The organism is Devosia sp. P2_G7 (assembly GCF_056403495.1).
Genome location: NZ_JBFUFI010000015.1, coordinates 60,294 through 83,786, shown reverse-complemented (window position 1 = coordinate 83,786; position 23,493 = coordinate 60,294). Strand labels below are relative to the sequence as shown.

Below are 23,493 nucleotides of genomic sequence, written 5' to 3'. Positions count from 1 at the left end.
AGCTGCGCTAGGTCGCAGCGCTCCCAAGCTCCGCTTGCCTCCTCCGTCAAGGGGGAGGTGGGGCTGGTGGGTTTGGCTGGGCCCGGCGATCAAGCCTTCCCGAGGAACTCGGCCATCCTCAACAGCCCCTGCATGTAGCCGATGGCGTGTGAGCGGCCGCGGTGGTTCCAGTCGCTGTCGCCGTCCATCTTGGGGACGTGGTCGTCGAGCAGGAAGCCGTCGAACCCGTTCTTGGCGAGGAGCACGATGACTTCGGCCGGGTCGAAATTGCCGTCGCCGATGAAGCACTCGACGAAGTTCGGCACCGAGCCCTTCACGTCGCGGAAGTGGATGTAGGAGATGCGGCCCTTGGGCGCGAAGTACTCGATCATCTCGTTGACGTTGGCCTTGCCGCCTTCCATTTCCGAGCAGCAGCCGAGGCAGAGGTCGAGCGACCAGGCTTCGGAGCGGCCGACGAGGTCGTAGGCCTTCTTGAAGTTCTCGGGCTTGTAGAAGAGGCGCGCCACGCCGCCCAGCATCGGCACCGGGGGATCATCCGGGTGGAGGGCGAGCTTCAGGCCTTCCTCCTCGGCGACCGGCAGCACGGCCTTCATGAAGTACTCGTAGTTGCTCCACATCTGCGCTTCGGTGATCAACGGGCCGTCCTTGCCGAATAGCGGCATAGAGGATGCGCGGCCGAGCGTGGTCGGCATGAACGAGCGGAGCAGCTCGAGATTGTCGATATTGGCTTCGACCACGGCCATGTCGAACTGTCGGGCCACGGCGCCGCCGCGGGTCGCGGCGTCACGCTTGGTGGTCCACACCGAGTTGGGCATGAAGTGGAGGCCGAGCACCGGAATGCCAGCGCGGGCGACGGCACGGATGGTCGCCTGGTAGTTCTCGATCTGCTCGTCGCGGCCGTCGAGCCCCATCATCGCCTTGTGGTAGAAGTGCGTCGGAACGTTCTCGATCGCCTCGAACTTAAGGCCGGCGGCTTCGACCTGGTCGACCAGCGCCCGCACATCCTTCTCTTCCCAGCGGCTGTCGCCAGGGAGCGTAGGGTTGTTCATCTGCAACCCGGTGGCGCCGATCTGCGCCGCGAAGCGGAGCCTCTCCTCGCTCAGTTCGTGGAACTGGCCTACCGCAACCCTGATACCCATCGTCGTATGTTCCTGTTGGCTTGAGATGTCTCGCCGGGTGTTCAGCCCTTGACCGATCCCTCGGTCATGCCCGCCACCATGAAGCGCTGGGCGACGAAATAGAGGATCATCAGCGGCACCGACGAGATCACCGCGCCGGCCATCAAAGGCCCCCACGGCAACACGTCGCTGGTGATGAGATAGTTGAGTGCCAGCGGCGCGGTGCGCTGGCTTTCGGAGGTGATGAGGACGAGTGCGAAGAGCAGTTCGTTCCACGCCCCGGTGAAGGTGAAGATGGCCACCGCCGCGATACCCGGCGCCGAGAGCGGCAGGACGATGCGGATCAGCGCGCCGAAGCGACTGAGCCCATCGATCATTCCCTGTTCCTCGAGCTCGCGCGGCACGCCGCGGAAATAGCCCTGCAGCAGCCAGGTGGAGAGCGGCAGCGAGAAGGTGAGATAGACCAGCACCAGCCCGACCAGCGAATTGCCCAGGTGCAGCTGCGCCATGACGATCGACAGCGGGATGAACAGCAGTGAGCCCGGCGTGAGGTAGGCGAAGAGGATCAGCCGCCCGAACACGCCACGGAAGCGGTAGCGGAAGCGCACCATCGAGTAGGCGGCGAAGGACGAGATGGTCACCGAGATCAGCGTCACGATGGTCGAGACGATCAGGCTGTTGCGGATGGCGAGGAGGAAGCCGCCGTCGGCGAGGAGCTTCGAGAAATTGTCGAGCGTGAAGGTCTTCGGCCACAGCGAGGGCACGCGGTAGATCTCGCGCGGCAGCTTCAGCGAGGTGATGATCATCCAGTAGATCGGGAACAGCACCAGCAGCACGGCGATGGCGAGGACGAGATAGCTGAGGCCGCGGCCGATCCACAGGCGGCGCAGTGCGGTGTTCGGGCTGGAGGCGGCGGGCGCCACGACGTCTGCGAGGGTGCTCACTCTTCCCTCCGCATCATCAGCGAGGTGGCGAAGAGGACGAGGATGGCGAGCACCGGCAGCATGTAGACCGACACCGCGGCGGCCTCACCGATGCGCTGCGTCTGCATGCCGAAATAGGCCAGCACCGGGAACACCATGGTGGCGTCGGATGGGCCGCCGGCGGTCAGCAGCCAGACGTGCTCGAAGCCGTTGGCGGTCCAGATCGAACTCAGCAGCGTCGTCACGATGATCACCGGCAGGATGCCAGGGAGGGTAACGTTCCAGAAGCGCTGCCAGACATTGGCGCCATCGACGATGGCCGCCTCGTAGAGCTCCTTGGGCACCGATTGCAGGGCGGCGAGCAGGGAAACGAACCAGAACGGGAAGCCGCGCCAGACCGAGGCGGTGATCACCGCGCCCATGGCGGTGGAGCGCGAGCCGAGCCAATCGACCACATGCGGGTAGAGGCCGGTCTGCGTGAGGATGAGATTAATGCCGCCGCCGATCGGCTGGTACAGCACACGCCAGGTGAGGAAGGCGACGAAGGCCGGCATCGCCCAGGGCAGCATCAGGAACGAGCGGAAGATGCCGCGGCCGGGGAGTTTCTGGTGGACGAGCAGCGCGAGGCCGAGCCCGATGCAGAGCTTCAGTCCGTCCGATACCAGGACGATGACGATGGTGTTCCAGATGGCGCTCCAGAACGTCGCCGTGCCGGCGAGATACTGGAAGTTCTTGAAGCCGATGAAGTTACCGACGCTGCCGATCACCTGGTCGGTGAACGACACCCAGATGGCAAAGAAGAACGGGTAGGCGACGAGGCCGATGATCAACAGGATCACCGGCGCGACCAGCGCATAGGCGAACAGCTTGATCCGGAAGCCGCCGCCGAAGCCGGAGCGGGAAGGGGGACCTGGCTCCTGATCGATCGCCGCTGTCATGCGTTCTCTGTCCTCGATGCGGAAGAAGCCCGCGGATGGCGCGAGGCCATCCGCGGCAGGGAGGAACTACGGGATCAGTATTTGTCGTAGATCGCCTGGGCCGAGGCTTGCGCCTCATCCATTGCCTTGTCGAAGTCCCAGCCGTCGACGACCACGCGCTGCGCCATCTTCGGGATGACGAAGTTAGAGCCGACATCGACATAGGCGGCGTTGAGCACGTCCGGGTAAGCCGGCGCAGTGCCCGCCTTGGCGAGGCCGAGCAGGCCCGTCAGGATCGTGTTCTTGCCATCGAAGGCGGCGAGCTGTTCCTGGTTCTTCAGCACCGGGCCATAGATCGCCACGTTGAAGTAGGCGTTCATGAACTCCGGCGAAGACAGGTGCTCGAGCAGGGCCTTGGCCTCGTCCTGGCTGGTGCTGCCCTTGGTGATGGCACGCGTCTGCGGGGTGATCGGCGAGACCTGGCCCTTCGGACCGGCCGGGAGCGGCGAGAAGGCGCTGGCTTCGAACAATTCCGGATCGTCCTTCTTGGCCGCGATGCCGACCGAGCCGGTATTGGCGATGAAGGCGGCCTGGCCCGAGAGATAGGCCTGGTTGTCGCCGGCCCCATCCCACGTGGTGGCGCCGGGCGGGAACAGGCCCTTGTCCCAGGCGTCCTTCAGCCAGGTCAGGTAGGTCCGGGTTTCCTCGGACTTGATGGTGACTTTCTTGCCCGCGTCGTCGGCGATGCGGCCGCCATAGGACTGCAGCACGTTCACCTGCACGTTGGCATCGCCGACATTGGAGAGCGCGAGGCCGAGGCCGGAGACCGGCGGGGCGTTGACGGCAGTGGCCTGGGTGACCAGCTCTTCCCAGGTCTTGGGGGCCTCGGTGAAGCCCGCGGGCTCCAGCAGATCCTTGCGACGGAGCAGCAGGTTGCCGTTGACGCCGAAGGGCAGGCCGGTGCGGCCGCCGACGATTGCCGTGGTGTCGGTGGCGCGATCCGGACCCTCGAACCAGCCGCCCTGGGCGTCGCCGACCTTCTTGTAGAGATCGTCGATGGTGATGAACTGGTCCTGCCGCGACAAGAGCAGCAGCAGGTCGAGGCCGACATCCAGCGCGTCGGGCATGGTGTTGGAAGCGACCGCCGCCGACACTTTCTGCACCGTCTCGTTCTGGTTGATCATCACCACCTCGGTGGCAACGCCGTTGGCGGCGCCCCAGGCCATGATGGTGTCGGTGAGCAGCTTGTTGGCATCATCCGAGAAGATCAGTCCGCCCCAGTAGGTGAGCTTCTTGCCCTGCGCGATGGCGGGCATCGGAAAGCCGCTGGCAGCGGCGAGGGCAAGGCCGCTCGCCGCGGTCGTCAGCACGCGGCGGCGCGACCAGCCGGACGTCTTCTGGGTGTCGGTTTTGTTGGTCATGGGCTCTCCTCCAAGATGAGCTCGTTGCGGCTTGGCAATTGGAAAGAACAGTGCCGGACCGATCGCCCGGGCGATCAGTTTTCGGTGGGCGGCCCGCCTCCCTGCGGGATCCCGATTTGAATGGAGCGGGAAGGGCCAAAACGGCCGGCCGCTCACAGTTTTCTCGCTGCGCTGGCTTTTAAATATATTTAATAGCGCTATTAAGAGCGTATTATGGGGCTCAAACTGCTGTCAATGCGCGCGGGATAGGAGAAAAGGATGAGGGGGGAGATCGAGAATGCCGGATACATGGCATTCTTCGACGCGCTGGTTGCGGGGCGGCTGAAGCTCGGCCAGACGCTGACGCAGGACGAGCTGTGCAAGGTGCTGGGGCTGTCGCTGTCGCCGATGCGCGAGACCACGACGTTGCTCGAGGCCGAGGGGCTGATCACCGTCCGCCGCAAGGTCGGGATCACGATCTTCTATCCGGACGTGAAATTCGTCGGGAACTGCTTCCAGTTCCGCGGCCTGCTGGAGCGCGAGGGGCTGCGCAAGTTCGCCCAGACGGTGACGCCGGAGTGGACCACGACGATGCGCAACGAGCATGTCGAGATCATCGACTTCGTTCGCCGGGTGAATGAGATCGAGCGCTACCGCATCCCGGTGAAGCTGCTGGAGCGGAAGTTCCACGACACCTTCGTTGCGGCTTTCGACAACGACCAGATCCGCGTCAACTACGCCCGGCTGACGCAGAAGATGTACCTGCTGCGGCTGCACAACCTCAACGCGGTCGGGCCGGCCAACACGGTGACCTCGATGGAGGAGCACATGGTGATCATCGACGCGCTGAAGTCAGGGGATGTGGACGCTGCGTGTGACGGGTTGGACCGACATTTGCAGGGCGTGTTGCACCGGGTGCTGACGACGTGAGACCTCTGCGCTCCTAGACTGCGTCGTCGACCGGTCGCCTGCTGCCGCGCCTGAGGTTGGCTTCGTGGTCGTGCAGCACCACAAGCACCGAGGTTATCAGTCCCGCGAACAGGCCGGCCAGGAGGCCGATCATCATGCTGTCCTGGATGCCCATCACCTGGCCGATGCTGCTGGTGGCGAGACCGGCCGCAACGGCGGTAACGAAGGCGCCGACCCACACTGATAGCGGCGCGTTGCGTTCGCGATCGCTGAGGAAGAACTGCGGCAGCGATCGCCCCAGATAGCGGCGGATCAGGATCTCGGCGGCCACGGCGACGAAGGCGGCGACGATGCCGACCGACGCCCGTCCGGCATCAGTATCGGCAAACATCGCACCGATCAGCGCGCCGACAAGCGTGCCGATGATTATCGTGACGATAATGTAGGCTGTTACTTCGTAGCGAGACTTCGATGGACTTGGCATTCCGCACTCCAGTCACTCGCGCTCCTCTCAAATACTAGCCTGAACTATAGCCTCGGACAATGGCGGGGCCGGCGCCTCTCATCCGCAAGTCGAATCTCGGTCCCCGTTGACAAGCACCGACACCGGCGCTTAGCTGTCCCTAATATGAAACGCTCGTTCCAATATTGGAACACAGAGAAGCGTTGGGAGGAAGGCTCATGGGGAACGAGGCGCACTCGCCTGTCCTTGAGGCACGCAATATTTCGCGGCATTTCGGTGCGGTCGTGGCGCTCGCTGATGCATCGCTGCAGCTCTATCCGCGTGAAGTGGTGGGGCTGGTCGGCGACAACGGCGCCGGCAAGTCGACGCTACTGAAAATCCTCTCCGGCATCCTCACCCCGTCGGGTGGCGAGATCGTCATCGACGGCAGGCCGGTGGTGCTGAAGCGCGCCCAGGATGCCATGGATGCGGGGATCGAGACGGTCTACCAGGACCTCGCGCTGGTCGACACCATGTCGGCCTACCAGAACGTCTATCTCGGGCGCGAGGAGCTCTCGAAGAACCCGCTGGCCCGGCTGTTCAACCTCGTCGACGACAAGCAGATGCGCGAACGGGCTCGCCAGGTGCTGGACTCGCTGAAGGTGAAGGTGCCCTCGATAAACGTGTCGGTGAAGGGCATGTCGGGCGGCCAGCGCCAGTGCCTCGCCATCGCCCGCGCCCTGCTCTGGGGCCGCCGCATCGTCATCCTCGACGAGCCCACCGCGGCGCTCGGCGTGCGCGAAACCGGGCAGGTGCTCGAGGTGATCCGGAGCCTGCGCGAGCAGGACGTCTCGGTGATCATCGTCAGCCACAACATGCAGCAGTTGATGAGTGTTGCCGACCGCATCACCGTGATGCGGCTCGGCCGCTCGATCGCCACCCGCACCGTCAAGGACACCGAGGTCAACGAGATCGTCGGACTGATTACCGGCGCCATCCCCGGCGATTCCGCCGAGGCGCGCGCTGCGCAAGCTGCGGCCTGAGGCAACAAGCCCGGGGCCGCAAACACGATCGCATTCCACGTTACCGCAAAGGGAGGAGACCATCTTGCGTAACTCAGCACGTGCATTCGCCATCATGGCGCTATCGATACCCGCGCTCATCGGCTTCGCCGGTGTCGCTCAAGCTCAGGACAAGTTCAAACTCGGCATGATGGTGGGTGGAAACACCTGCTGCGAGTGGATGAAGGCGCAGGGCGACGTCGCCCGGGCGCTGGCCGAGAAAATGGGCTGGGACTATGTCGAACTTTCCAACAACAATGATCCGGCCACGGCGCTGAAGAATGCCCAGATCATGGTGCAGGAAGGCGTCGACGCTGCCATCCAGTTCAACGGCCAGCCCTCGACCAACCCGGCCATCAGCGCCGTGATGAAGGCCGCCAATATCCCGATCGTCACCTACGACATCGCCGATCCCGGCATGTATTTCGTCGGCATCGACAACCTCGCGGCCGGCATTGCCGGTGGCGAGCAGCTCGGCAAGATCATGAAGGAAAAGTGGAACTGCGAACCCGACCTGGTGATCTCGTCCGAGGGTGCCGGCGCCGGCATCGTCAACGAATGGCGTACCGGCGGCATGCGCACCGGCGTCAAGAACATCTGCCCGGACATCCCGGCGGAAAAATACATCTCGTTCGAGGGTAGCGGCGACGCAGCAGTCGCTCTGCCGGCGGCCCGCGATCTGCTTGCCGCCAATCCCAACGCGGTCAAGATGGCCGTGGTCGGCATCAACGACGGCGGCGTGCTCGGCCTGATCAATGCCGCCGAACAGCTCGGCCGCGCCGATGAAGTCATCGGCTGGGGCCAGGACGGCGCCTTCATCACCGGCGACAACGTCAACCCGCACCTCGCCGGGTCGGTGTTCTACTTCCTCGAAGGCTACGCCGTTTACGCCATCAAGGACGTTATCGGGCCGATTGCCGAAGGCAAGGAAGTTGCCCTCAAGGCCGATGCCGGCGATCCGGCGTCGAAGGTCCAGCCGTGCCCGGTCTCGGCCGAGCAGGCCAAGGCCGTGCCGGATATGGCCGAGCGTGTGACGCAGCTGCTCGCCGCCCCGGCCGGCACGACGGAATACGACCTGTTCTGCCCCAATAAGTAAGCTCGCCCAATAGCGGCAGCCGGCGATCCTCGATTGCCGGCTGCCGGCCTTTGTCGTTCAGCCACTCAGGAAGCGCCTATGTCCATGGACCGCGCCATCGATGCTACGCCTGCCCCGACCGCGCTCGGGGTCCGGTTCCAGGGTTGGGGCACGGCAATAACGCTGGTCGCGGTGTGGGCACTGCTGATTGCCGCCACCGGCATCTACCGGCCGGATTTCTTCGCCCACCAGACGGTGCTGGCCATCGCCTTCACCATGTCCATCGTCGGCGTGCTTGCCATCGGCCAGGGCATTATAGGCATCTCCGGCGGCTTCATCGACCTGAGCCAGCCAGCCGGCCTCATCCTCACCAGCCTTGTCGCCGTTCGCCTGTCGGAAGCCGGCCTGCCGCTGCCGTTGGTGTTTGTCGGCTCGGTGCTGGTCGGCATGGCATGGGGCGCATTCAACGCCGCAATCGTCGTTTTCGCCAAGCTCAACCCGGTGATCGTGACGCTGGCCACCAACTTCATCGGCCTCGCAGCGCTCTATCTCGTCTTCCAACTCGCCCAGGTGCCCAATGGCAGCGAAATCTACCACATGGGCCGCGCCAGCTTCCTTGGCCTGCCGGTCATCTGGTGGCCGATGCTGGTGCTCATCGTCATCGTCGGTTTCCTAATGCGCTTCACCCGATACGGGCGCCGCATCACCGCGGTTGGCGGCAACCGGTTTGCGGCACAAGCACGCGGCATCTCGCTGAAGAAAACCCGGTTCGCGACCTTCATGGCGGCCGGTGGGTTCGTCGGCTTTGCTTCGGTGCTGTTCGCCTCTGCCGCCGGCCCGTTCAACCCCAGTTCCGCTAGCACCTTACAGCTCAACGTGATCGCCGCTGTCATCCTTGCGGGGATCTCACTCGCCGGTGGGCGCGGCAGCTTCTGGATGCTGCTGCTCAGCGTCGGGTTCTTGTCCACCATCCCGACCTCGCTCGTCTTCTTCGGGCTCTCGTCCGATACCCAATCCATCTTCCAGGGCATTCTGCTGATGATCGCTGTGGCCATTGACGGCTATCGGGCGCGGAGGGGCACGCCATGACCGACACCGCCGCTGCAAGCCGCACGCTGCCCGCACACCTGCCGCACCACCCGATCCGCGACGCGCTGACCGGGTCGGTAGCGAGCATCGCCTTCACCTTCATCGCGGTGATCGCCGTCGGGCTGATCTGGATCGGGCCGAAGTTCGTCTCCTTCGGCAACGTCTCGATCATCGGCAGCTTCCTCATCGTGCCGCTGGTCGTCGGGGCGTTTTCGGGTTTTGCCCTGCTCGCCGGCGTGGTCGACCTCTCGATCGGCTCGATCGTCGGGATTTCGGCGGCGATTTTCGCCTGGCTCATCACCCATGGTTGGGGCATCTGGCCCGCCGCGGGTGCGACGCTCTCGATCTGCCTCGCGATCGGCGGCCTGAACGCACTGGCCATCGTGCGGTTCGGCGCCGATCCGATCGCTGCGACGCTGGGCATGCTTACGGCACTGCGCGGCATCACCTGGGTGCTATGCGGCAACCAGCGCATGATCCCGGCCTTCGACATCGACTTCTTCACCCTGATCAACCAGCAGGTCTTCGGCCTGCCGCTGTTCTTCCTGCTTGCCATCGTGCTGACGCTGATCGCCGCGGTGGTCGTCACCAAGACGCGGGTCGGCCGCCACATACAGGCGGTTGGCGGCGACGACCGCGCTGCAGCACGCGCCGGTATTTCGGTCAGGGGCGTGCGGACCGCGGCGCTGCTGCTCAGCGCTGTTGGTGGCGGGCTAGGCGGAATGATCTATGTCGGCCAGCTCGGCAGCGCCGCCGGTGCGACCGGTCTCGGCCTTGAGTTCCAGGTCTATGCCGCGCTGATGATCGGCGGCTACTCGATCCTGCGCGGCGGGGTCGGCAACCCGGTGGGCGGGGCGCTTGGCCTGCTCGCCGTGGCCGGGGTCGCCAACATTCTCGATCTGGGGCGCATCAGCCCGTACTACGTGAACATCATTGTCGGCCTGCTGCTGCTTGCCGCGGTCCTGCTCGACCGCCTGCGCGGCGGCGACGCCTACGAATAATAACCAGTTATCACTCGATCCAAGGATACTGTGCCGTGAAGATCTCGGACATCACCATCAAGTCGTTCCGCACCTATGCCGACCGCTGGGATGTCGGCCATGCATTGCCGCTGCCCAATACGCGGATGATGCAGACCGTGCTCACCATCCACACCGACGAAGGCGTGGTCGGGCACTATCTCGGCGGCGGTTCGCACGGCGACAACGAGGGCCTGAACGTCGTCGACCAGCAGCAGATCCTCTGGCGCATCAAGGACCTGCTGGTCGGGCAGGATCCGATGGATCGCGAGATGATCTGGAAGTGGATGTGGGTCGCCAACGTCCAGGAGAATGTCGCTTCGGTGATCGACAACGCGCTTTGGGATCTCGCAGGACGCTACACCAACCTGCCGGTCTACAAGCTGATGGGCGGCGCCGGGCGCGAGAAGGTGAAGGCCTACGCCTCGACCTATCCCAATATCGGCAAGCCGCACGTCTATGCCGAGCACGCGCTCGCCTGCAAAACCGAGGGCTACCAGGCCTACAAGATCCATCCGCACTATTTCTGGAACCCCGAGACCGGCACCCCGACCCCCGGCCGCCCGTCCAACATCAAGGCTGATATCGAGACTTGCCACCTGGTGCGCGAGGCCGTCGGACCCGACTACGTGCTGATGTTCGATCCGTGGGGCACCTACATGACCATGGAAGAGGCGATTCAGGTCGGCCGCGAACTCGAGAAGCTCAACTTCTACTGGTACGAGCACCCGATGCCGGAATACCGCACCGAGAGCTACGTGCGCTTGAGCCGTGAGCTGTCGATCCCGATCCTGTCGCCCGAGATCATCGCTGGTGGCGTGTTCTCGCGCGCCGAGTGGATCCTGCGCGGCGCCGGCGACATGAGCCGCATCGACGTGGTCCGAGGCGGCATTACTGGGGCGCGCAAGACCGCCATCGTCGCCGAGGCCTATGGGCTGCGCTGCGAAATGCACATGGCCGGCTGGGGCAACCTGCAGGTGATCGGCGCGACCTCGGAAGATACGTCCGAGTATTACGAGAAGGGCCTGCTCGCACCGGGCGTCGATTACGACGCGCCGCATCCCTACCTCAAGAACACTGTCGATAAGATCGATTCCGAGGGCTACGTGCACCTGCCGAAGGGCGCTGGCATGGGCTACGAAATCGAGTGGGACTACATTGACGACAATCTGATCGAACCCAACGCCACGACCAAGAAGACCCACTGGTAACGAGCTAGCGAGGCCCTATGTCGAGCATCACCCGGTCAGTCCAGGCCATGGACCTTCTTGCACGCAAGGGTCCGCTGGGAGTGCGCGCCGTGGCGCAGCAGTTGCAGCTGCCGCTCGGCTCGGTGCACCGGATGCTGCTAGATCTCGCCGAGGAAGGGGTGGTCGACCGCACCCCTTCGGGCGAGTGGGAGCTATCGTTCCGCCTGCTCGAGATCACCGGACTGCAGCTCGAGCGCATCGACCTGCCGCGGCTCTGCCGGCCCTTTGCCGAACAGATCGCCGAGGCGACCAGGGAGACGGTCAACGTCAACGCGCTGAGCGGCCTCTACGGAGTGTGTATCGACAAAGTACGCGGCAACGAGGGCATGCAGCTCGACCTGCGCATCGGCTCGCGTGGGCCGCTCAACTGCGGTGGTGCGGGGAAGGCGATGCTCTCATACATGCCCGAGGAACGGCGCGAGGAGGTCTACACCCATCCGCTGCCTGCGCTCACCAGCCACACCATCGTCGATGCCAACAAGCTGCGCGAGGAGATCGGGCGCATCCGCGACCGCTTCTATTCGATCGACGACCAGGAAGTGGTGATGGGCGTCTATTGCGTCGCCGTGCCGTTGCTCGACCGCACCGGCCACTCGGTGGGCGCGATGAGCGTCACCGGGCCTTCGGTGAAAAAACCAGGCGGCGACAACGTGATGCCGATCGTCGCGCAGCTCTGGAACGCCTGCGAGCACGTGAGCCGCCGGCTTGGATATGCCGGTGAATGGCCGCCGGCCGCCGCTTCAGCGGCTGCCCGCCTCGCCGGCTAAGGAGAAGACTTGTGGTTCGCCTCGCCTGGATGATGAAGCTGAAGCCCGGCAACGAGGCGATCTACAAGCAGAAGCACGACGAGATCTGGCCCGAGATGCTCGCGGCCATGAAGCGCGATGGCGTGCGAACCTTCTCGATCTACCGCAACGGGCTCGACCTCTTCGCCTACATGGAGCGCGACAGCGAACCGGTTCCCGGCACGCCGATCAGCGACCTCACCTGGCGCTGGTGGAAGATGATGGCGCCCTACATGGAAACCAATCCTGATTTCTCGCCGGTGCAACGCCCGGTCGAGGAAATGTTCAACTTCGAAAATCGCTGAAAGAGCTATTGTCCATGAGTTCGGCTGCCATCAGGGGCGTAGTGCCCATTCTCGTCACACCCTTTCTTCTCGATGGGTCGATCGACGAGGAGAGCCTTTCGCGCCTGATCGACTTCAACATCGTAGCGGGCGTGCATGGCCTTGGGGTGGCGCTGGGCAGCGAGGTGTTCAAGTTCAACGAGGCCGAGCGGGCGCAGATCACCCGCGCCACGATCGAGGCGGTGAATGGCCGGGTGCCGGTCATCATCAACTCGGGTGCCGCCGGCACCGACCTTGCGGTGTTCTACTCGAAGGCAGCGGAAGCGGCCGGGGCTGACGCGCTGATGGTGATCCCACCCTCGTTTATGCCGGTCAGCTCGGAGGAGATTTTCGACTACTACAAGGCGATCGATGCGGCTGTCGGTGTTCCGATCATCCTGCAGGACGTGCCGCAGGGGCCGATCTCGCCCGGACTGGCGCTCCGCATCGCCGACACCTGCAAGAACGTCAGATACATCAAGGTCGAAACCGTGCCGGTCACCGGCAAGGTGCAGGCCATGGCCGACGCGGTCGGCGATCGGCTGACCATTTTCGGTGGCGCCGGTGGCAGCTACTTCATCGAGGAATTGCGCCGCGGCGCCCACGGCACCATGCCGTTCTGCAGCCAGCCGGCCGATTTTGTCGCGGTGTGGGACGCCTTCAAGAAGGGCGACGAAGCCACGGCGCGCGTGCACTTCGATGCGACGATCATGGCGGTGAACCGGCTCGGCAACCAGGGCGGCGACATCTTCTACGCCATCCACAAGCAACTGCTGGTGCGGCGCGGCATCATCCGCAGCGCGCTGGTGCGTTCGCCGACCACGGCAGTCGATCCGATCACCCAGCGCGAGATCGATGAGTTGCTCGCGACCATCGTGCCGACGCCGGTCGCTTTCGGGGGTTGAGATGGACCCGTTCAAGCTGCGCCGGCTCGGCCGGACCAATCTCGAGCTGCCGCAGCTCGGGTTCGGTGGCGCAGCCTTCGGCAACATCTTCAACGTGATCCCGGATAGCCAGGCCGATGCCACCATGGACGCGGCCTGGGAGGCGGGTGTGCGCTTCTACGATACCTCGCCCTGGTACGGCCGCGGGCTCAGCGAACACCGCACCGGGCGCGGGCTGTATCTCCGTCCACCGGGTGAGGCGATCGTTTCGACCAAGGTCGGCCGGGTGTTGTTCGCGCCCGACGATGTCGCGGCTTTCGAGGTCAGCGAGCGGAGCTGGCCCAACGGGCTGAAATTCGAGCACCGGCACGACTACACCTATGCCGGGGTGATGCGCAGCTACGAGGACAGTCTGCAGCGGCTGCGGCTCAACCGCGTCGATCTGCTGGTCATTCACGACCTCGACCTCGCCAATCTCGGCTCCGAGGAGCTGGTGGCAAAGCACCTCGACGAGCTCGATGCCGGCGGCGGTATGCGTGCGTTAAGCGAGCTGAAGGCGGCGGGGCTGATCAAGGCGATTGGCGCGGGGGTCAACCGCATGGGCACCATCCCGCGCTTCCTCGAACGCTTCGATCTCGATTTCTTCCTCGTGGCGTTGCCTTACACGCTCGCCGAACAGCCGGTGCTCGATACCGAGTTTCCGCTTTGCGAGGCGCGCGGCGTCGGTGTGATCATCGGCGGTGTCTTCGCCTCCGGGATCCTCGCCACCGGCCCGGTGCACGGTGCTCGTTACAACTACCAGATCGCCAACGAGGAACAGTTGGCCCGTATCGGCCGCATGCAGGCGGTGTGCGAGCGGCATGGCGTGCCGCTGGCCGCTGCCGCGCTGCAGTTCACCCTGCATCATCCGATCGTCGCCTCGGTGATCCCGGGCGGGTTCCACCCGGATCACCCGCGCCGCAATGTCGAGAGCATGCGGGTGCCGGTGCCCGACCAGCTCTGGGCAGCGCTGAAGCACGAGGGCCTGTTACGCCCCGATGCGCCGACGCCGTAGCCGCGCTCGCCTGCAATCAGCAGAAAAATTGAGTCAACATCTCTGGCAATGGTCTGATATGTAATTAATGTCGATCTATGCACGTTGGATCACACATTACGCATGTGGAGATGAAGATGTTCAAAAAGATATCGATATCTATCGTCTGCGGCATTGCATTTGAAATTGCGACAACATTGCTGACGGTGCCGGCAATGGCACAAGTCACCAGCGCCACATTGTACGAAAACGTACGAATATTTGACGGAAAGGGCGACGCGTTGACAGAGCCCAGCAATGTGCTGGTCCGCGACGGCGTTATCGAAACCATCTCCGCCGATGCGATAACCGCCGACGACGCTACGGTGATCGACGGCGATGGCCGGGTGCTGATGCCGGGCCTGATCGACGCGCACTGGCACGCCATGCTCATCAGGTCGACGCCCGAGGAAGGTCTTAACAACGACTCCGGCTACACCACCCTGCAGGCCGCCGCGGAGGCCGAGGCGACGCTGATGCGCGGCTTCACCACCGTGCGCGACATGGGCGGCTACAGTTTTTCGCTGAAGCGCGCCATCGATGAGGGGCTCGTCGCAGGTCCCCGGATCTATCCCTCAGGCGCCATCATCAGCGTCACCAGCGGCCACGGCGATTTCCGCCAGCTGCACGAGCTGCCGCGCCGGCCCGGTGAATTGAGCCGGATGGAAGAGCTCGGCATGGCGATGATCGCCGACAGCCCCGATGAGGTGCGGATGCGGGCACGTGAGCAGTTGATGCTGGGTGCCTCGCAGATCAAGCTGACGGCGGGAGGTGGCGTCGCTTCACCCTTCAGCCCCCTCGACGTCTCGACCTTCACCAGCGAGGAACTACGCGCCGCCGTGGAGGCGGCGGAGAACTGGGGCACTTACGTGGCGGTGCATGCCTACACGTCCGAAGCGATCGAGCGCAGCCTGGCAGCCGGCGTAAAGGTCATTGAGCACGGCCATCTGATGAATGAAGCCGACGCGAAGGCGATGGCCGAAAAGGGCGTCTGGCTCTCGACCCAGCCGTTCGATTCGAGTTTCGAGGAGGGCACCCCGCTTTCCGACGAGAGCCGCCGGCAGCTGCGCCAGGTGATTAGCGGCACCGACCGCATCTATGGCTGGGCCAAGAAGTATGGGATCAAGACCGCCTTCGGCACCGATGTCCTGTTCTCGCCCGCCATGGCGCAGATGCAGGGGCACATCCTGACGCTGCTCACCAACTGGTACACCCCGGCCGAAGCGCTGGCGATGGCCACCGGCACCAACGGCGAACTGCTGCAGCTGACCGGCCTCCGCAACCCCTATCCGGGCAAGCTCGGCGTCGTCGAGGAAGGCGCGCTGGCCGATTTGCTGCTGGTCGACGGCGATCCGCTCGAGAACATCCAGCTGGTGGCCGATCCCACCAACTTCGTGGTGATCATGAAGGCCGGCAAGATCTACAAGAACACTCTCGCGCCCTAGCCGGCCCTTCCGTCAGGTGGCCGGACGCGTGTCGTCCGGCTTCGCCTTGGCGTTGTTCGCGTCCTCGCGGAACTCGAACCACATGGCGTTGAGGATGCCAAAGCTGCAGGCGAGGCCGACGCCGAGGATCCAGGAAAAATACCACATCGGAGGGGCTCCCTAATAAGCGTTGGGGTTGCGGCCGAAGCTCTGCGTCGTCACCGGCCCGCGCATCACCCGGTAGACCCAGCCGGTGTAGGCGAGGATGATCGGCAGGAAGACGATGGTGGCGCATAGCATGACGAAGAGCGTCAGCTGGCTCGACGAGGCGTCCCACACGGTGAGGCTCGACTCCGGGTGGATCGAGGAGGGCAACAGGAACGGGAACAGCGTCAGTCCGGCCGTGACGATGATGCCGGTGATCGCAGCGCTGGAGCCGAGTATGCTCACAATTCCAGCGCGGGCGCCGAGCCCCCACCAGGCGACAAAGCTGCCGAGCAGCGCCAGGATCGGCGCTACCGCCATCCACGGCATCGCCGCATAGTTGCCGCGCCAGGCGCCGGCCTCGATGACCACGTCTTTGCCGAGCGGGTTCGACGGGGCGAACGGCTCCGGCGCACTGGCGAGCCGGAAGCCATCGAGTCCGTACATCGCGTAGAGCCCGCCAAGGACGAACAGCACGATGGTGGCCAGCGCCGCCCAGCGGCCATAGCGGCGGGCCCGCGCCGCGATCTCGCCCTCGGTGCGTCCGGCAATGACGGTGGCGCCCTGGGTCACGATCATCGCGAGGCTGGTCAGCCCGGCCAGCAGCGCGAACGGCGTGAGGAGGCCGAAGAAGTTGCCCGAATAGGTGATGCGCAGGGTGGCATCGACCTGGAACGGCACGCCGATCAGCACGTTGCCGACCGCGACCCCCAGCACCACCGATGGCACGAAGCCGCCGATAAACAGCGCAGTATCCCACACGGCGCGCCAGCGCGGATTGCTGACCTTGCCGCGGAACTTGAAGCCGACCGGCCTCAGGATGAGCGCCAGGAGGATGACGATCATGGCAATGTAGAAGCCGGAAAAGCTCACTGCATAGAGCGGCGGCCAGGCGGCGAAGATCGCGCCGCCGCCAAGGATCAGCCACACCTGGTTGCCCTCCCAGGTGGGTCCGACGAGGTTGATCAGGACGCGGCGCTCTTCATCGGTGCGGGCGACGAAGGGCAGCAGTGCGCCGACGCCGAGATCGCGGCCGCCCATGATGGCAAAGCCGATGAGGAGGATGCCGAGTAGCGCCCACCACAGGATGCGCAGCGTCTCGTAGTCGAGAGGAATAGTGCTCATCTTGCTGCTCCTTACTTGGCGGGAATGACGGCTGCCGTTTCGACCGGCTCGACCGACTGATCGAAGTTCAGCTTGTCGGATGGGCCATGCTGGATGGTGCGCACCATCAGCCAGATCATGACGACGAGCAGCGCGGTGTAGAGCACCATGAAGAAGCCCAGCGAGATGACGAGGTCCGAGAAGTGGAGGCCCGAGGCGGCATAGAAGGTGGGCAATACGCCCTCCACCACCCACGGCTGTCGCCCGTACTCGGCGATGAACCAGCCCGACTCGATGGCGATCCAGGGCAGCGGCAGCACGGCCACAGTGATCCACAATAGCCAGCGCGGCCTCTCAATGCGGTTGGTCGAGGCCTTCCAGAACCACAGCGCGAAGAACGCGATGAAGAAGAACCCAGCGCCCACCATGATGCGGAAGCTCCAGAACAGCGGCCAGACGTCGGGTACGGTGTCGAGCGCCGCCTGGGCGATCTCCTCGCCGGTGGCGTTCTCGACATCCGGCCGGTACTTCTTGACCAGTAGCGCATAGCCGAGGTCGGCCTTGCGCTCGTCGAAGATCCCCCGCGCCGTCGCGTCATTGGGGTCGGCCTGGATCGCGTTCAGCGCCTTGTAGCCTTCGATGCCGCTGGCGATGCGCAGCGCCGCATGCTCGGTCAGCTCGGTAATCCCCGGCAGGTCGCGATCGAGCGAACGGGTGGTGATGAGGCCGAGCACCCACGGGAACTGCACCTCGAAGGCAGGCCGTCCGTCGCTGCCTGGAATGGCGAACAGGGTGAGCGCGGCCGGGGCCGGCTCGGTCTCGTACATCGCCTCCATCGCGGCGATCTTCATCTTCTGGTGCTCGGTCGCGACATAGCCCGACTCGTCGCCGAGGACGACCACCGACAGCGCCGAGGCGAGGCCGAAGCTGGCGGCGACCACCATCGAGCGCTTGGCCAATTCAACGTGCTTGCCGCTGAGGAGGAAGATGGCGCTGACGGCGAGCACGAAGATCGAGCCGCAGACATAGCCGGCCGAGACAGTGTGGACGAACTTCGCCTGCGCCACCGAGTTGAACAGCACGGCCATGAAGTCGGTGACTTCCATGCGCATGGTATCGGGGTTGAAGGCCGCGCCCACCGGGTTCTGCATCCAGCCATTAGCGATCAAAATCCACAGCGCCGAGAAGTTTGCGCCCAGCGCCACCAGCCAGGTGACGGCGAGATGCGTCACCGGCTTCAGCCGGTCCCAGCCGAAGAAGAACAGCCCGACCAGCGTCGCCTCGAGGAAGAAGGCCATCAGCCCTTCCATGGCGAGCGGCGCGCCGAACACGTCGCCGACATAGTGGCTGTAATAGCTCCAGTTCATCCCGAACTGGAATTCCATCACGATGCCGGTGGCGACGCCCATCGCGAAGTTGATGCCGAACAACACGCCCCAGAACAGTGTCGCCTTGCGCCAGACGACCCGCCCGGTCATCACGTAGACGCTCTCCATGATGGCCATGATGAAGGAAAGGCCGAGGGTGAGTGGTACGAACAGAAAGTGGTACATCGCTGTCGCAGCGAACTGGATGCGCGACAGATCGACGACGATGGGATCGACCATGGGGAATGCCTCGTGTTGTCCGGCTGTCGCCGGCATGCTTGCCGCAATAGCTGCATTCGCGTCGCATCGCGTTGATCCAGATCAACGCAACGCCGCGCTACTATTACTTATGCTAGGAGACCTTCTCCAGACGGAAGCTTGATGGAAGATAAGGCTCAAATTGCCGCACAGGGCCGCTGGCTGAACCGCCTCGCGGCCGCCGACAGGCCGTTGCTTGCGGCAGTCCTCGGCTTGCCGCTGCTCGCCGGTGCCTTGTTGGTGGCGCAGGCCCTGGTGCTGGCGGCGCTGCTGCATCGGGCCATCGTCGACGGGGCAGGGCTGGCGACGCTGATCCCGCAGGTGCTGCTGCTCGCGACGATCCTCATGATCCGCATCGGGCTCGGCACGGTTGGCGAAATGGCGGCCGTGCAGTTCGGCGAAGCGATCAAGCAGCGGCTGCGCGCCGGGTTGGTGTTGGATTTGCTGCGCCGCTCGCCGACCTGGACCGCGTCGAAAAGTTCTGGCGCGCTGTCGAGCACCGTCCTGGAGCAGGTCGAGGCGCTGGATGGCTATTTCACCCGCTATCTGCCCGCGATGGTGCAGGCGGCGATCCTGCCAGTTGCGTTTGCCGCCATCGCTTTCTCGGTCGATTGGATCGTCGGGTTGCTGTTCCTGATTTCGGCGCCACTGATCCCGGTGTTCATGGCGCTGGCCGGCTGGGGTGCCGAAGCGGCGAGCCGTTCGCAGGCGAGTGCCCTGAACCGGTTGAGCGGCCGCTTCGCCGACCGGCTGCGCGGGCTGGTGACGCTGAAACTGTTCGGGCAGGACGAGGCGGAGACGGCGCGGGTGCGGCTGGCGTCGGAAGAGCTGCGGGTCCGCACCATGCGGGTGATGCGGATCGCATTCCTCAGCTCGGCGGTGCTCGAGTTCTTTGCCGCGCTCGGGGTCGCCGGCGTGGCGCTGTACGTCGGCCTCACCTTCCTCGATCTGGTGACCGTGCGCGGCACCGAACTCACCCTGCAGGCCGGCTTGTTCTGCCTGCTGATGGCGCCCGAGGTATACCAGCCGCTACGCCTCCTCGCCGCCCACTACCACGACCGCGCCTCGGCCAGGGCGGCCGCCGCCGCGATCGAGCAGGAGTTCGATGCATTGCCGGAGGCGGCGCCGCCGGCCGTTGCCGCGGCCCCGGCGATTGGATCGAGCGGGCCGGCGACGCTCGAACTCAGCGGCGTGACGATTGCCGATCCCGCCGGTAGGCCAGTGATCGAAGCGGCCCATCTCCTGCTCGAGCCGGGCGTGCAAATCGCCATCCTCGGCGCCAGCGGCATTGGCAAATCGACGCTGCTCGAAGCCATCGCCGGGTTGCGTGAGTTCACCGGCGATATCCGCATCGACCTCCACCCACTCGCCGCCGTCGCCGAGCCCGACCTGCGCAGGCGCGTCGCCATGCTCGGCCAGCGCCCGCGCCTGTTTGCCGGCAGCATCGCCGACAATATCCGGCTCGGCCGCCGGGATGCTGACCACGCGGCGGTCCGGCTGGCTGCGCAGCAGGCGCGCGTAGCCGATTTCGCGGATGCACTGCCCGAAGGATTGGCGACGCGGCTGGGCGAAGATGGGCTCGGCCTCTCCGGCGGCGAGATCCAGCGCATCGCGCTGGCGCGCATCTATCTCCGTGACCCCGGCCTGGTGCTGCTCGATGAACCGACCGCCCATCTCGATGCCGCAACCGAGGCGCTGGTGCTCGATGGGCTCGCGGAGTTCGCGGCAGGTCGCACGCTGATCGTCGCCACCCACTCGCATGCCGTCGCCGCGCGCATGGACAAGGTGTTCCGCATCGCCGGCGGCAAGCTGCTCCCTGCGCCCAAACCGGTGGTCGCCCACCGCACTGCGGGGGCGGCATGAAAGCCATTCTCGCCTTCGCCCCGCTATTCGCCCGGCTGAAGAGGCCGATGCTACTGACCCTGCTGCTGTCGCTGCTGACGCTTGCAGCGGGCATCGGGCTATTGGGATTGTCGGGCTGGTTCCTCACCGCGGCGGCACTCAGCACCCTGGGCTCGGCCTTCAACATCTTCGCCCCGTCGGCAGGGGTGCGTGGCCTCTCGTTCATCCGCATCCTGTCGCGCTACGGCGAAAAGCTGAGCGGCCACGACATGACGTTGCGGCTGCTCTCCGATCTCAGGGCATGGCTGTTCGCAAGACTGTTCCCGCTGGTGCCGCTGGGCCGCCGCTTCGGCCGCGGCGATCTCGTCAGCCGGTTGCTGGCCGATGTCGAAGCGCTCGACACGCTGTTCCTCGTCGCGTTGGGTCCGATCAGCACCGCCGTGCTGGCCGGGCTGGCGATGACCGTCGTCCTCGCCTGGCTGCTGCCCGGCGCGGCGGTGGTCTATGCGCTGCTGTTCTTCGCAGCTGTGCTGTTGGTACCGGTCGGCCTGGTGCTGGCCTCGCGAGCTGTCGGCGCCGAGGTGGTTGCTGCTGGTGCAGCGCTGCGGCGGTTGGTGCTCGACGGTATCGATGGCCACCAGGACCTCGCGCTGTTCGGCGCGCGCGGCGAGGCGATTGCGAGCTCGGGGCAGGCGGCTGATCGATTGTCCGGCGCGCGACGTCGCCTCGGGCTACACGCGGCAATTGCCGCGGCGCTGGTGCAGCTATTAGCCGGCGCCGCGTTGATTGGCACCTTGGTCGCCGGCTTCGGCGCCCTTGAGGCGCAGCAGATCGGCGGCCCGCTGCTGGCCGGCTTGCTGCTCGCTATCATTGCCAGCTTCGAAGCCTCGGCCTTGCTGGTGCGCAGCGCCACCCGTCTCGCCGGCGCGGCTGCCGCCGCCGATCGGCTGCAGGCCATCGCCACCAGCGCACCGGCGATCACCGAGCCCGCGACGCCCCTGCCGATTCCGCCGGGCGGATCGGTGCAATTCGAAGCCGTCCGTTTCGGCTACGACCCAACCCGCCCGATCGTTGACGACCTGAGCTTCTCCATCCGCACGGGCGAGTGTGTGGCGATCGCCGGCCCAAGCGGCGCGGGCAAGTCCACCATCGCGCAACTGCTGCTCCGCCTCGCCGATCCTGATGCCGGCACCGTCCGCCTCAACGGCAGCGACCTCCGCGATCTGGCGGGGGCCGACCTGCGCAAGCGCATCGCGCTGATGACGCAGGATGCGCCGGTATTCCTCGACACCATCCGCGCCAACCTCCGCATCGGGCGCGACACTGCCGACGATGCAGACCTCTGGCACGTGCTCGAAGCCGTGCACCTCGCCGATTTCGTCCGCACCCTGCCGGCGCAACTCGATGCCGTCGTTGGCGAGGCCGGCCGCACCTTGTCGGCCGGGCAGGCGCGCCGCATCTGCCTTGCCCGCACCCTGCTGTCTGAAGCCGATGTCGTGGTCTTCGACGAGCCGAGCAGCGGCCTCGATTTCGAAACCGAGGCCGCCTTCCTTGCCGAACTGCCCGTGCTGACCCGCGGCCGCACCGCCATCGTCATTACCCACGCTGCGGTGCCGCCAAGTTTCACGCGCGTGCTGGAACTGCGTGCCGGCAAGCTGTCCGAGCGCCGTCACGCGGCGGCCTAGCCGCAGCGCACCCGGAGCGAGGCGAGATCGTCCACCTCGATGGTGCGGTTGTTGGTGATGCTGATCGTCCCGAGCTGGCGCAGCTTGGTCAGCTGCCGCGATACTGTCTCAACGCGGCGCGGCCGTGGTGAGGTTTGTCGCACGCGGCAATCAGTCCCGGGGGCCAGGTTTGGCGTACCACAGCACCCAGGCCAGCGTGCCCATCAGCAGGCTGAAGGCGATGATCACGGCGGTAACGACGATGATGGCTTCGGGCGGCATTTGGCGGTCCTTGCTTGAAGGGGCCAAGGCGATCATGCGCAACGACGGATCGCTTTGATCCAGATCAAAAGTTCCGCCGCTTCCGTCACTTAGCCGGTGCGTGTCGATAACCGACTATCGGACCGGTTGAATGTCCGGCGCCAATTGCAGATGGTGCGGCAGCGCTCGCCTCGGCGCCACACTCAGCAGACAGCAAGGACGGACGACAAATGGTGAAAGCAGCATTCCTCGGGCTCGGCGTGATGGGCTATCCGATGGCGCGCCATTTGCAGGCCAAGGGGCACGAGGTCACCGTTTACAACCGCACCACCGCCAAGGCCGAAAAGTGGGTTTCGGAGCATGGCGGGAAGCTCGCGAAAACGCCCGCCGAGGCCGCCGAGGGCCAAGACATCGTGTTCGCCTGCGTCGGCAACGACAACGACCTGCGCGAAGTGACGCTGGGCGACAATGGCGCCTTCAAGAGTGTTCGCAAGGGCGCGATCTTCGTCGATCACACCACTGCCTCAGCTGGCATCGCGCGCGAACTGCACGCTGCCGCTACCGCAGCCGGCTTCGGCTTTCTCGATGCCCCGGTATCAGGTGGCCAGGCCGGCGCCGAGAACGGTCAGCTTACCGTGATGGTGGGCGGCGACCAGCCGGTTTTCGACGCGGCGCAGCCGACCATCATGAGCTTTGCCAAGGCGGCCCGGCTGCTCGGGCCGTCCGGTGCCGGCCAGCTCGCCAAGATGATGAACCAGATCTGCATTGCCGGTGTAGTGCAGGGCCTCGCCGAGGCCATCCATTTCGGTAAGCAGTCGGGCATGGATATCGAGGCGGTGATCGACGTGATCTCGAAGGGCGCGGCGCAGTCCTGGCAGATGGAAAACCGCTACAAGACCATGAATGCCGGCAAGTTCGATTTCGGCTTCGCCGTCGACTGGATGCGCAAGGACCTCGGCATCGTGCTCGAGGAAGCCCGCGCCAATGGTGCCAAGCTCCCTCTGACGGCGCTCGTCGATCAGTTCTACGCCGAAGTACAGGCAATGGGCGGCAGGCGCTGGGATACCTCGAGCCTGCTCGCCCGGCTCGAGCGCTGAGCGCG

Annotated in this window: 23 protein-coding genes; 14 read left to right on the top strand and 9 right to left on the bottom strand. The window is 65.1% G+C overall.

Translation table 11 applies throughout. From position 1 onward, the window contains the following. Positions 1-89: 89 nt before the first annotated feature. From AC1DWU_RS20895 to AC1DWU_RS20880, 4 genes are all read right to left on the bottom strand, one after another. The gene (locus AC1DWU_RS20895; protein WP_477151935.1) at positions 90-1,139 is read right to left on the bottom strand and encodes a mannonate dehydratase; all 1,050 of its coding nucleotides are present in this window, start codon (positions 1,137-1,139) and stop codon (positions 90-92) included. Positions 1,140-1,180: 41 nt separating this feature from the next. Further along, positions 1,181-2,062 carry a carbohydrate ABC transporter permease gene (locus tag AC1DWU_RS20890; RefSeq protein WP_477151934.1) on the bottom strand — a complete coding sequence of 294 codons (882 nt, stop codon included), beginning with the start codon at positions 2,060-2,062 and terminating at the stop codon, positions 1,181-1,183. After that, a complete protein-coding gene (locus AC1DWU_RS20885; RefSeq protein ID WP_477151933.1) occupies positions 2,059-2,979 on the bottom strand; it encodes a carbohydrate ABC transporter permease in 921 nt (306 codons plus the stop codon). The genes AC1DWU_RS20890 and AC1DWU_RS20885 overlap by 4 nt, the downstream gene beginning before the upstream one ends. Before the next feature lie 74 nt (positions 2,980-3,053). After that, entirely contained in the window at positions 3,054-4,379 is a 1,326-nt protein-coding gene (locus AC1DWU_RS20880; protein WP_477151932.1) for an ABC transporter substrate-binding protein, read from the bottom strand. Between the two features lie 258 nt (positions 4,380-4,637). On the opposite strand from AC1DWU_RS20880, the gene AC1DWU_RS20875 reads away from it, so the two are divergent. Beyond that, positions 4,638-5,288, top strand: coding sequence for a GntR family transcriptional regulator (locus tag AC1DWU_RS20875; protein ID WP_477151931.1), 651 nt, complete (start codon positions 4,638-4,640; stop codon positions 5,286-5,288). A 13-nt stretch (positions 5,289-5,301) separates the two neighbouring features. Here the strand turns inward: AC1DWU_RS20875 and AC1DWU_RS20870 are convergent, their stop codons facing one another. After that, positions 5,302-5,751 carry a hypothetical protein gene (locus tag AC1DWU_RS20870; protein ID WP_477151930.1) on the bottom strand — a complete coding sequence of 150 codons (450 nt, stop codon included), beginning with the start codon at positions 5,749-5,751 and terminating at the stop codon, positions 5,302-5,304. A gap of 197 nt (positions 5,752-5,948) precedes the next feature. Between AC1DWU_RS20870 and AC1DWU_RS20865 the strand changes: the two genes are divergently transcribed. From AC1DWU_RS20865 to AC1DWU_RS20820, 10 genes are all read left to right on the top strand, one after another. Next, positions 5,949-6,752 carry an ATP-binding cassette domain-containing protein gene (locus AC1DWU_RS20865; protein ID WP_477151929.1) on the top strand — a complete coding sequence of 268 codons (804 nt, stop codon included), beginning with the start codon at positions 5,949-5,951 and terminating at the stop codon, positions 6,750-6,752. A gap of 64 nt (positions 6,753-6,816) precedes the next feature. After that, entirely contained in the window at positions 6,817-7,866 is a 1,050-nt protein-coding gene (locus tag AC1DWU_RS20860; protein WP_477151928.1) for a sugar ABC transporter substrate-binding protein, read from the top strand. A gap of 78 nt (positions 7,867-7,944) precedes the next feature. Then, positions 7,945-8,934, top strand: a complete 990-nt coding sequence (locus tag AC1DWU_RS20855; protein WP_477151927.1) for an ABC transporter permease — start codon at positions 7,945-7,947, stop codon at positions 8,932-8,934. Next, positions 8,931-9,935, top strand: coding sequence for an ABC transporter permease (locus tag AC1DWU_RS20850; protein ID WP_477151926.1), 1,005 nt, complete (start codon positions 8,931-8,933; stop codon positions 9,933-9,935). Before AC1DWU_RS20855 ends, AC1DWU_RS20850 begins: the two co-directional genes overlap by 4 nt. Before the next feature lie 35 nt (positions 9,936-9,970). Next, positions 9,971-11,164: an enolase C-terminal domain-like protein gene (locus AC1DWU_RS20845; protein WP_477151925.1), complete on the top strand. Its 1,194-nt coding sequence runs from the start codon at positions 9,971-9,973 to the stop codon at positions 11,162-11,164. Between the two features lie 17 nt (positions 11,165-11,181). After that, positions 11,182-11,970, top strand: coding sequence for an IclR family transcriptional regulator (locus AC1DWU_RS20840; RefSeq protein ID WP_477151924.1), 789 nt, complete (start codon positions 11,182-11,184; stop codon positions 11,968-11,970). Between the two features lie 11 nt (positions 11,971-11,981). Further along, positions 11,982-12,293, top strand: coding sequence for an L-rhamnose mutarotase (locus AC1DWU_RS20835; RefSeq protein ID WP_477151923.1), 312 nt, complete (start codon positions 11,982-11,984; stop codon positions 12,291-12,293). Positions 12,294-12,307: 14 nt separating this feature from the next. Next, entirely contained in the window at positions 12,308-13,216 is a 909-nt protein-coding gene (locus AC1DWU_RS20830; protein WP_477151922.1) for a dihydrodipicolinate synthase family protein, read from the top strand. A 1-nt stretch (position 13,217) separates the two neighbouring features. Continuing rightward, positions 13,218-14,249 (top strand): aldo/keto reductase, encoded by a 1,032-nt coding sequence (locus AC1DWU_RS20825; RefSeq protein ID WP_477151921.1) that lies wholly within the window; start codon positions 13,218-13,220, stop codon positions 14,247-14,249. A 194-nt stretch (positions 14,250-14,443) separates the two neighbouring features. Then, on the top strand, positions 14,444-15,712 hold the full coding sequence (locus tag AC1DWU_RS20820; RefSeq protein WP_477151920.1) for a metal-dependent hydrolase family protein: 1,269 nt from the start codon (positions 14,444-14,446) through the stop codon (positions 15,710-15,712). A gap of 12 nt (positions 15,713-15,724) precedes the next feature. On the opposite strand, the gene cydX is transcribed toward AC1DWU_RS20820, so the two are convergent. The 3 genes from cydX to AC1DWU_RS20805 are packed head-to-tail and all read right to left on the bottom strand — an operon-like array spanning position 15,725 to position 18,606. Next, positions 15,725-15,859, bottom strand: a complete 135-nt coding sequence (cydX, locus tag AC1DWU_RS20815) for a cytochrome bd-I oxidase subunit CydX (protein WP_477151919.1) — start codon at positions 15,857-15,859, stop codon at positions 15,725-15,727. A 12-nt stretch (positions 15,860-15,871) separates the two neighbouring features. Beyond that, positions 15,872-17,020, bottom strand: a complete 1,149-nt coding sequence (gene cydB, locus AC1DWU_RS20810; protein ID WP_477151918.1) for a cytochrome d ubiquinol oxidase subunit II — start codon at positions 17,018-17,020, stop codon at positions 15,872-15,874. 11 nt (positions 17,021-17,031) lie between these two features. Then, positions 17,032-18,606: a cytochrome ubiquinol oxidase subunit I gene (locus AC1DWU_RS20805; protein WP_477151917.1), complete on the bottom strand. Its 1,575-nt coding sequence runs from the start codon at positions 18,604-18,606 to the stop codon at positions 17,032-17,034. A gap of 141 nt (positions 18,607-18,747) precedes the next feature. Between AC1DWU_RS20805 and cydD the strand changes: the two genes are divergently transcribed. Next, entirely contained in the window at positions 18,748-20,487 is a 1,740-nt protein-coding gene (gene cydD, locus AC1DWU_RS20800) for a thiol reductant ABC exporter subunit CydD (protein WP_477151916.1), read from the top strand. Further along, a complete protein-coding gene (gene cydC / locus AC1DWU_RS20795; protein WP_477151915.1) occupies positions 20,484-22,151 on the top strand; it encodes a thiol reductant ABC exporter subunit CydC in 1,668 nt (555 codons plus the stop codon). Before cydD ends, cydC begins: the two co-directional genes overlap by 4 nt. On the opposite strand, the gene AC1DWU_RS20790 is transcribed toward cydC, so the two are convergent. After that, positions 22,148-22,294: a helix-turn-helix domain-containing protein gene (locus AC1DWU_RS20790; protein ID WP_477151914.1), complete on the bottom strand. Its 147-nt coding sequence runs from the start codon at positions 22,292-22,294 to the stop codon at positions 22,148-22,150. The two genes, cydC and AC1DWU_RS20790, sit on opposite strands and share 4 nt — an antisense overlap. A 327-nt stretch (positions 22,295-22,621) precedes the next feature. On the opposite strand from AC1DWU_RS20790, the gene AC1DWU_RS20785 reads away from it, so the two are divergent. Further along, positions 22,622-23,488, top strand: coding sequence for an NAD(P)-dependent oxidoreductase (locus AC1DWU_RS20785; RefSeq protein ID WP_477151913.1), 867 nt, complete (start codon positions 22,622-22,624; stop codon positions 23,486-23,488). Positions 23,489-23,493: the final 5 nt, after the last annotated feature.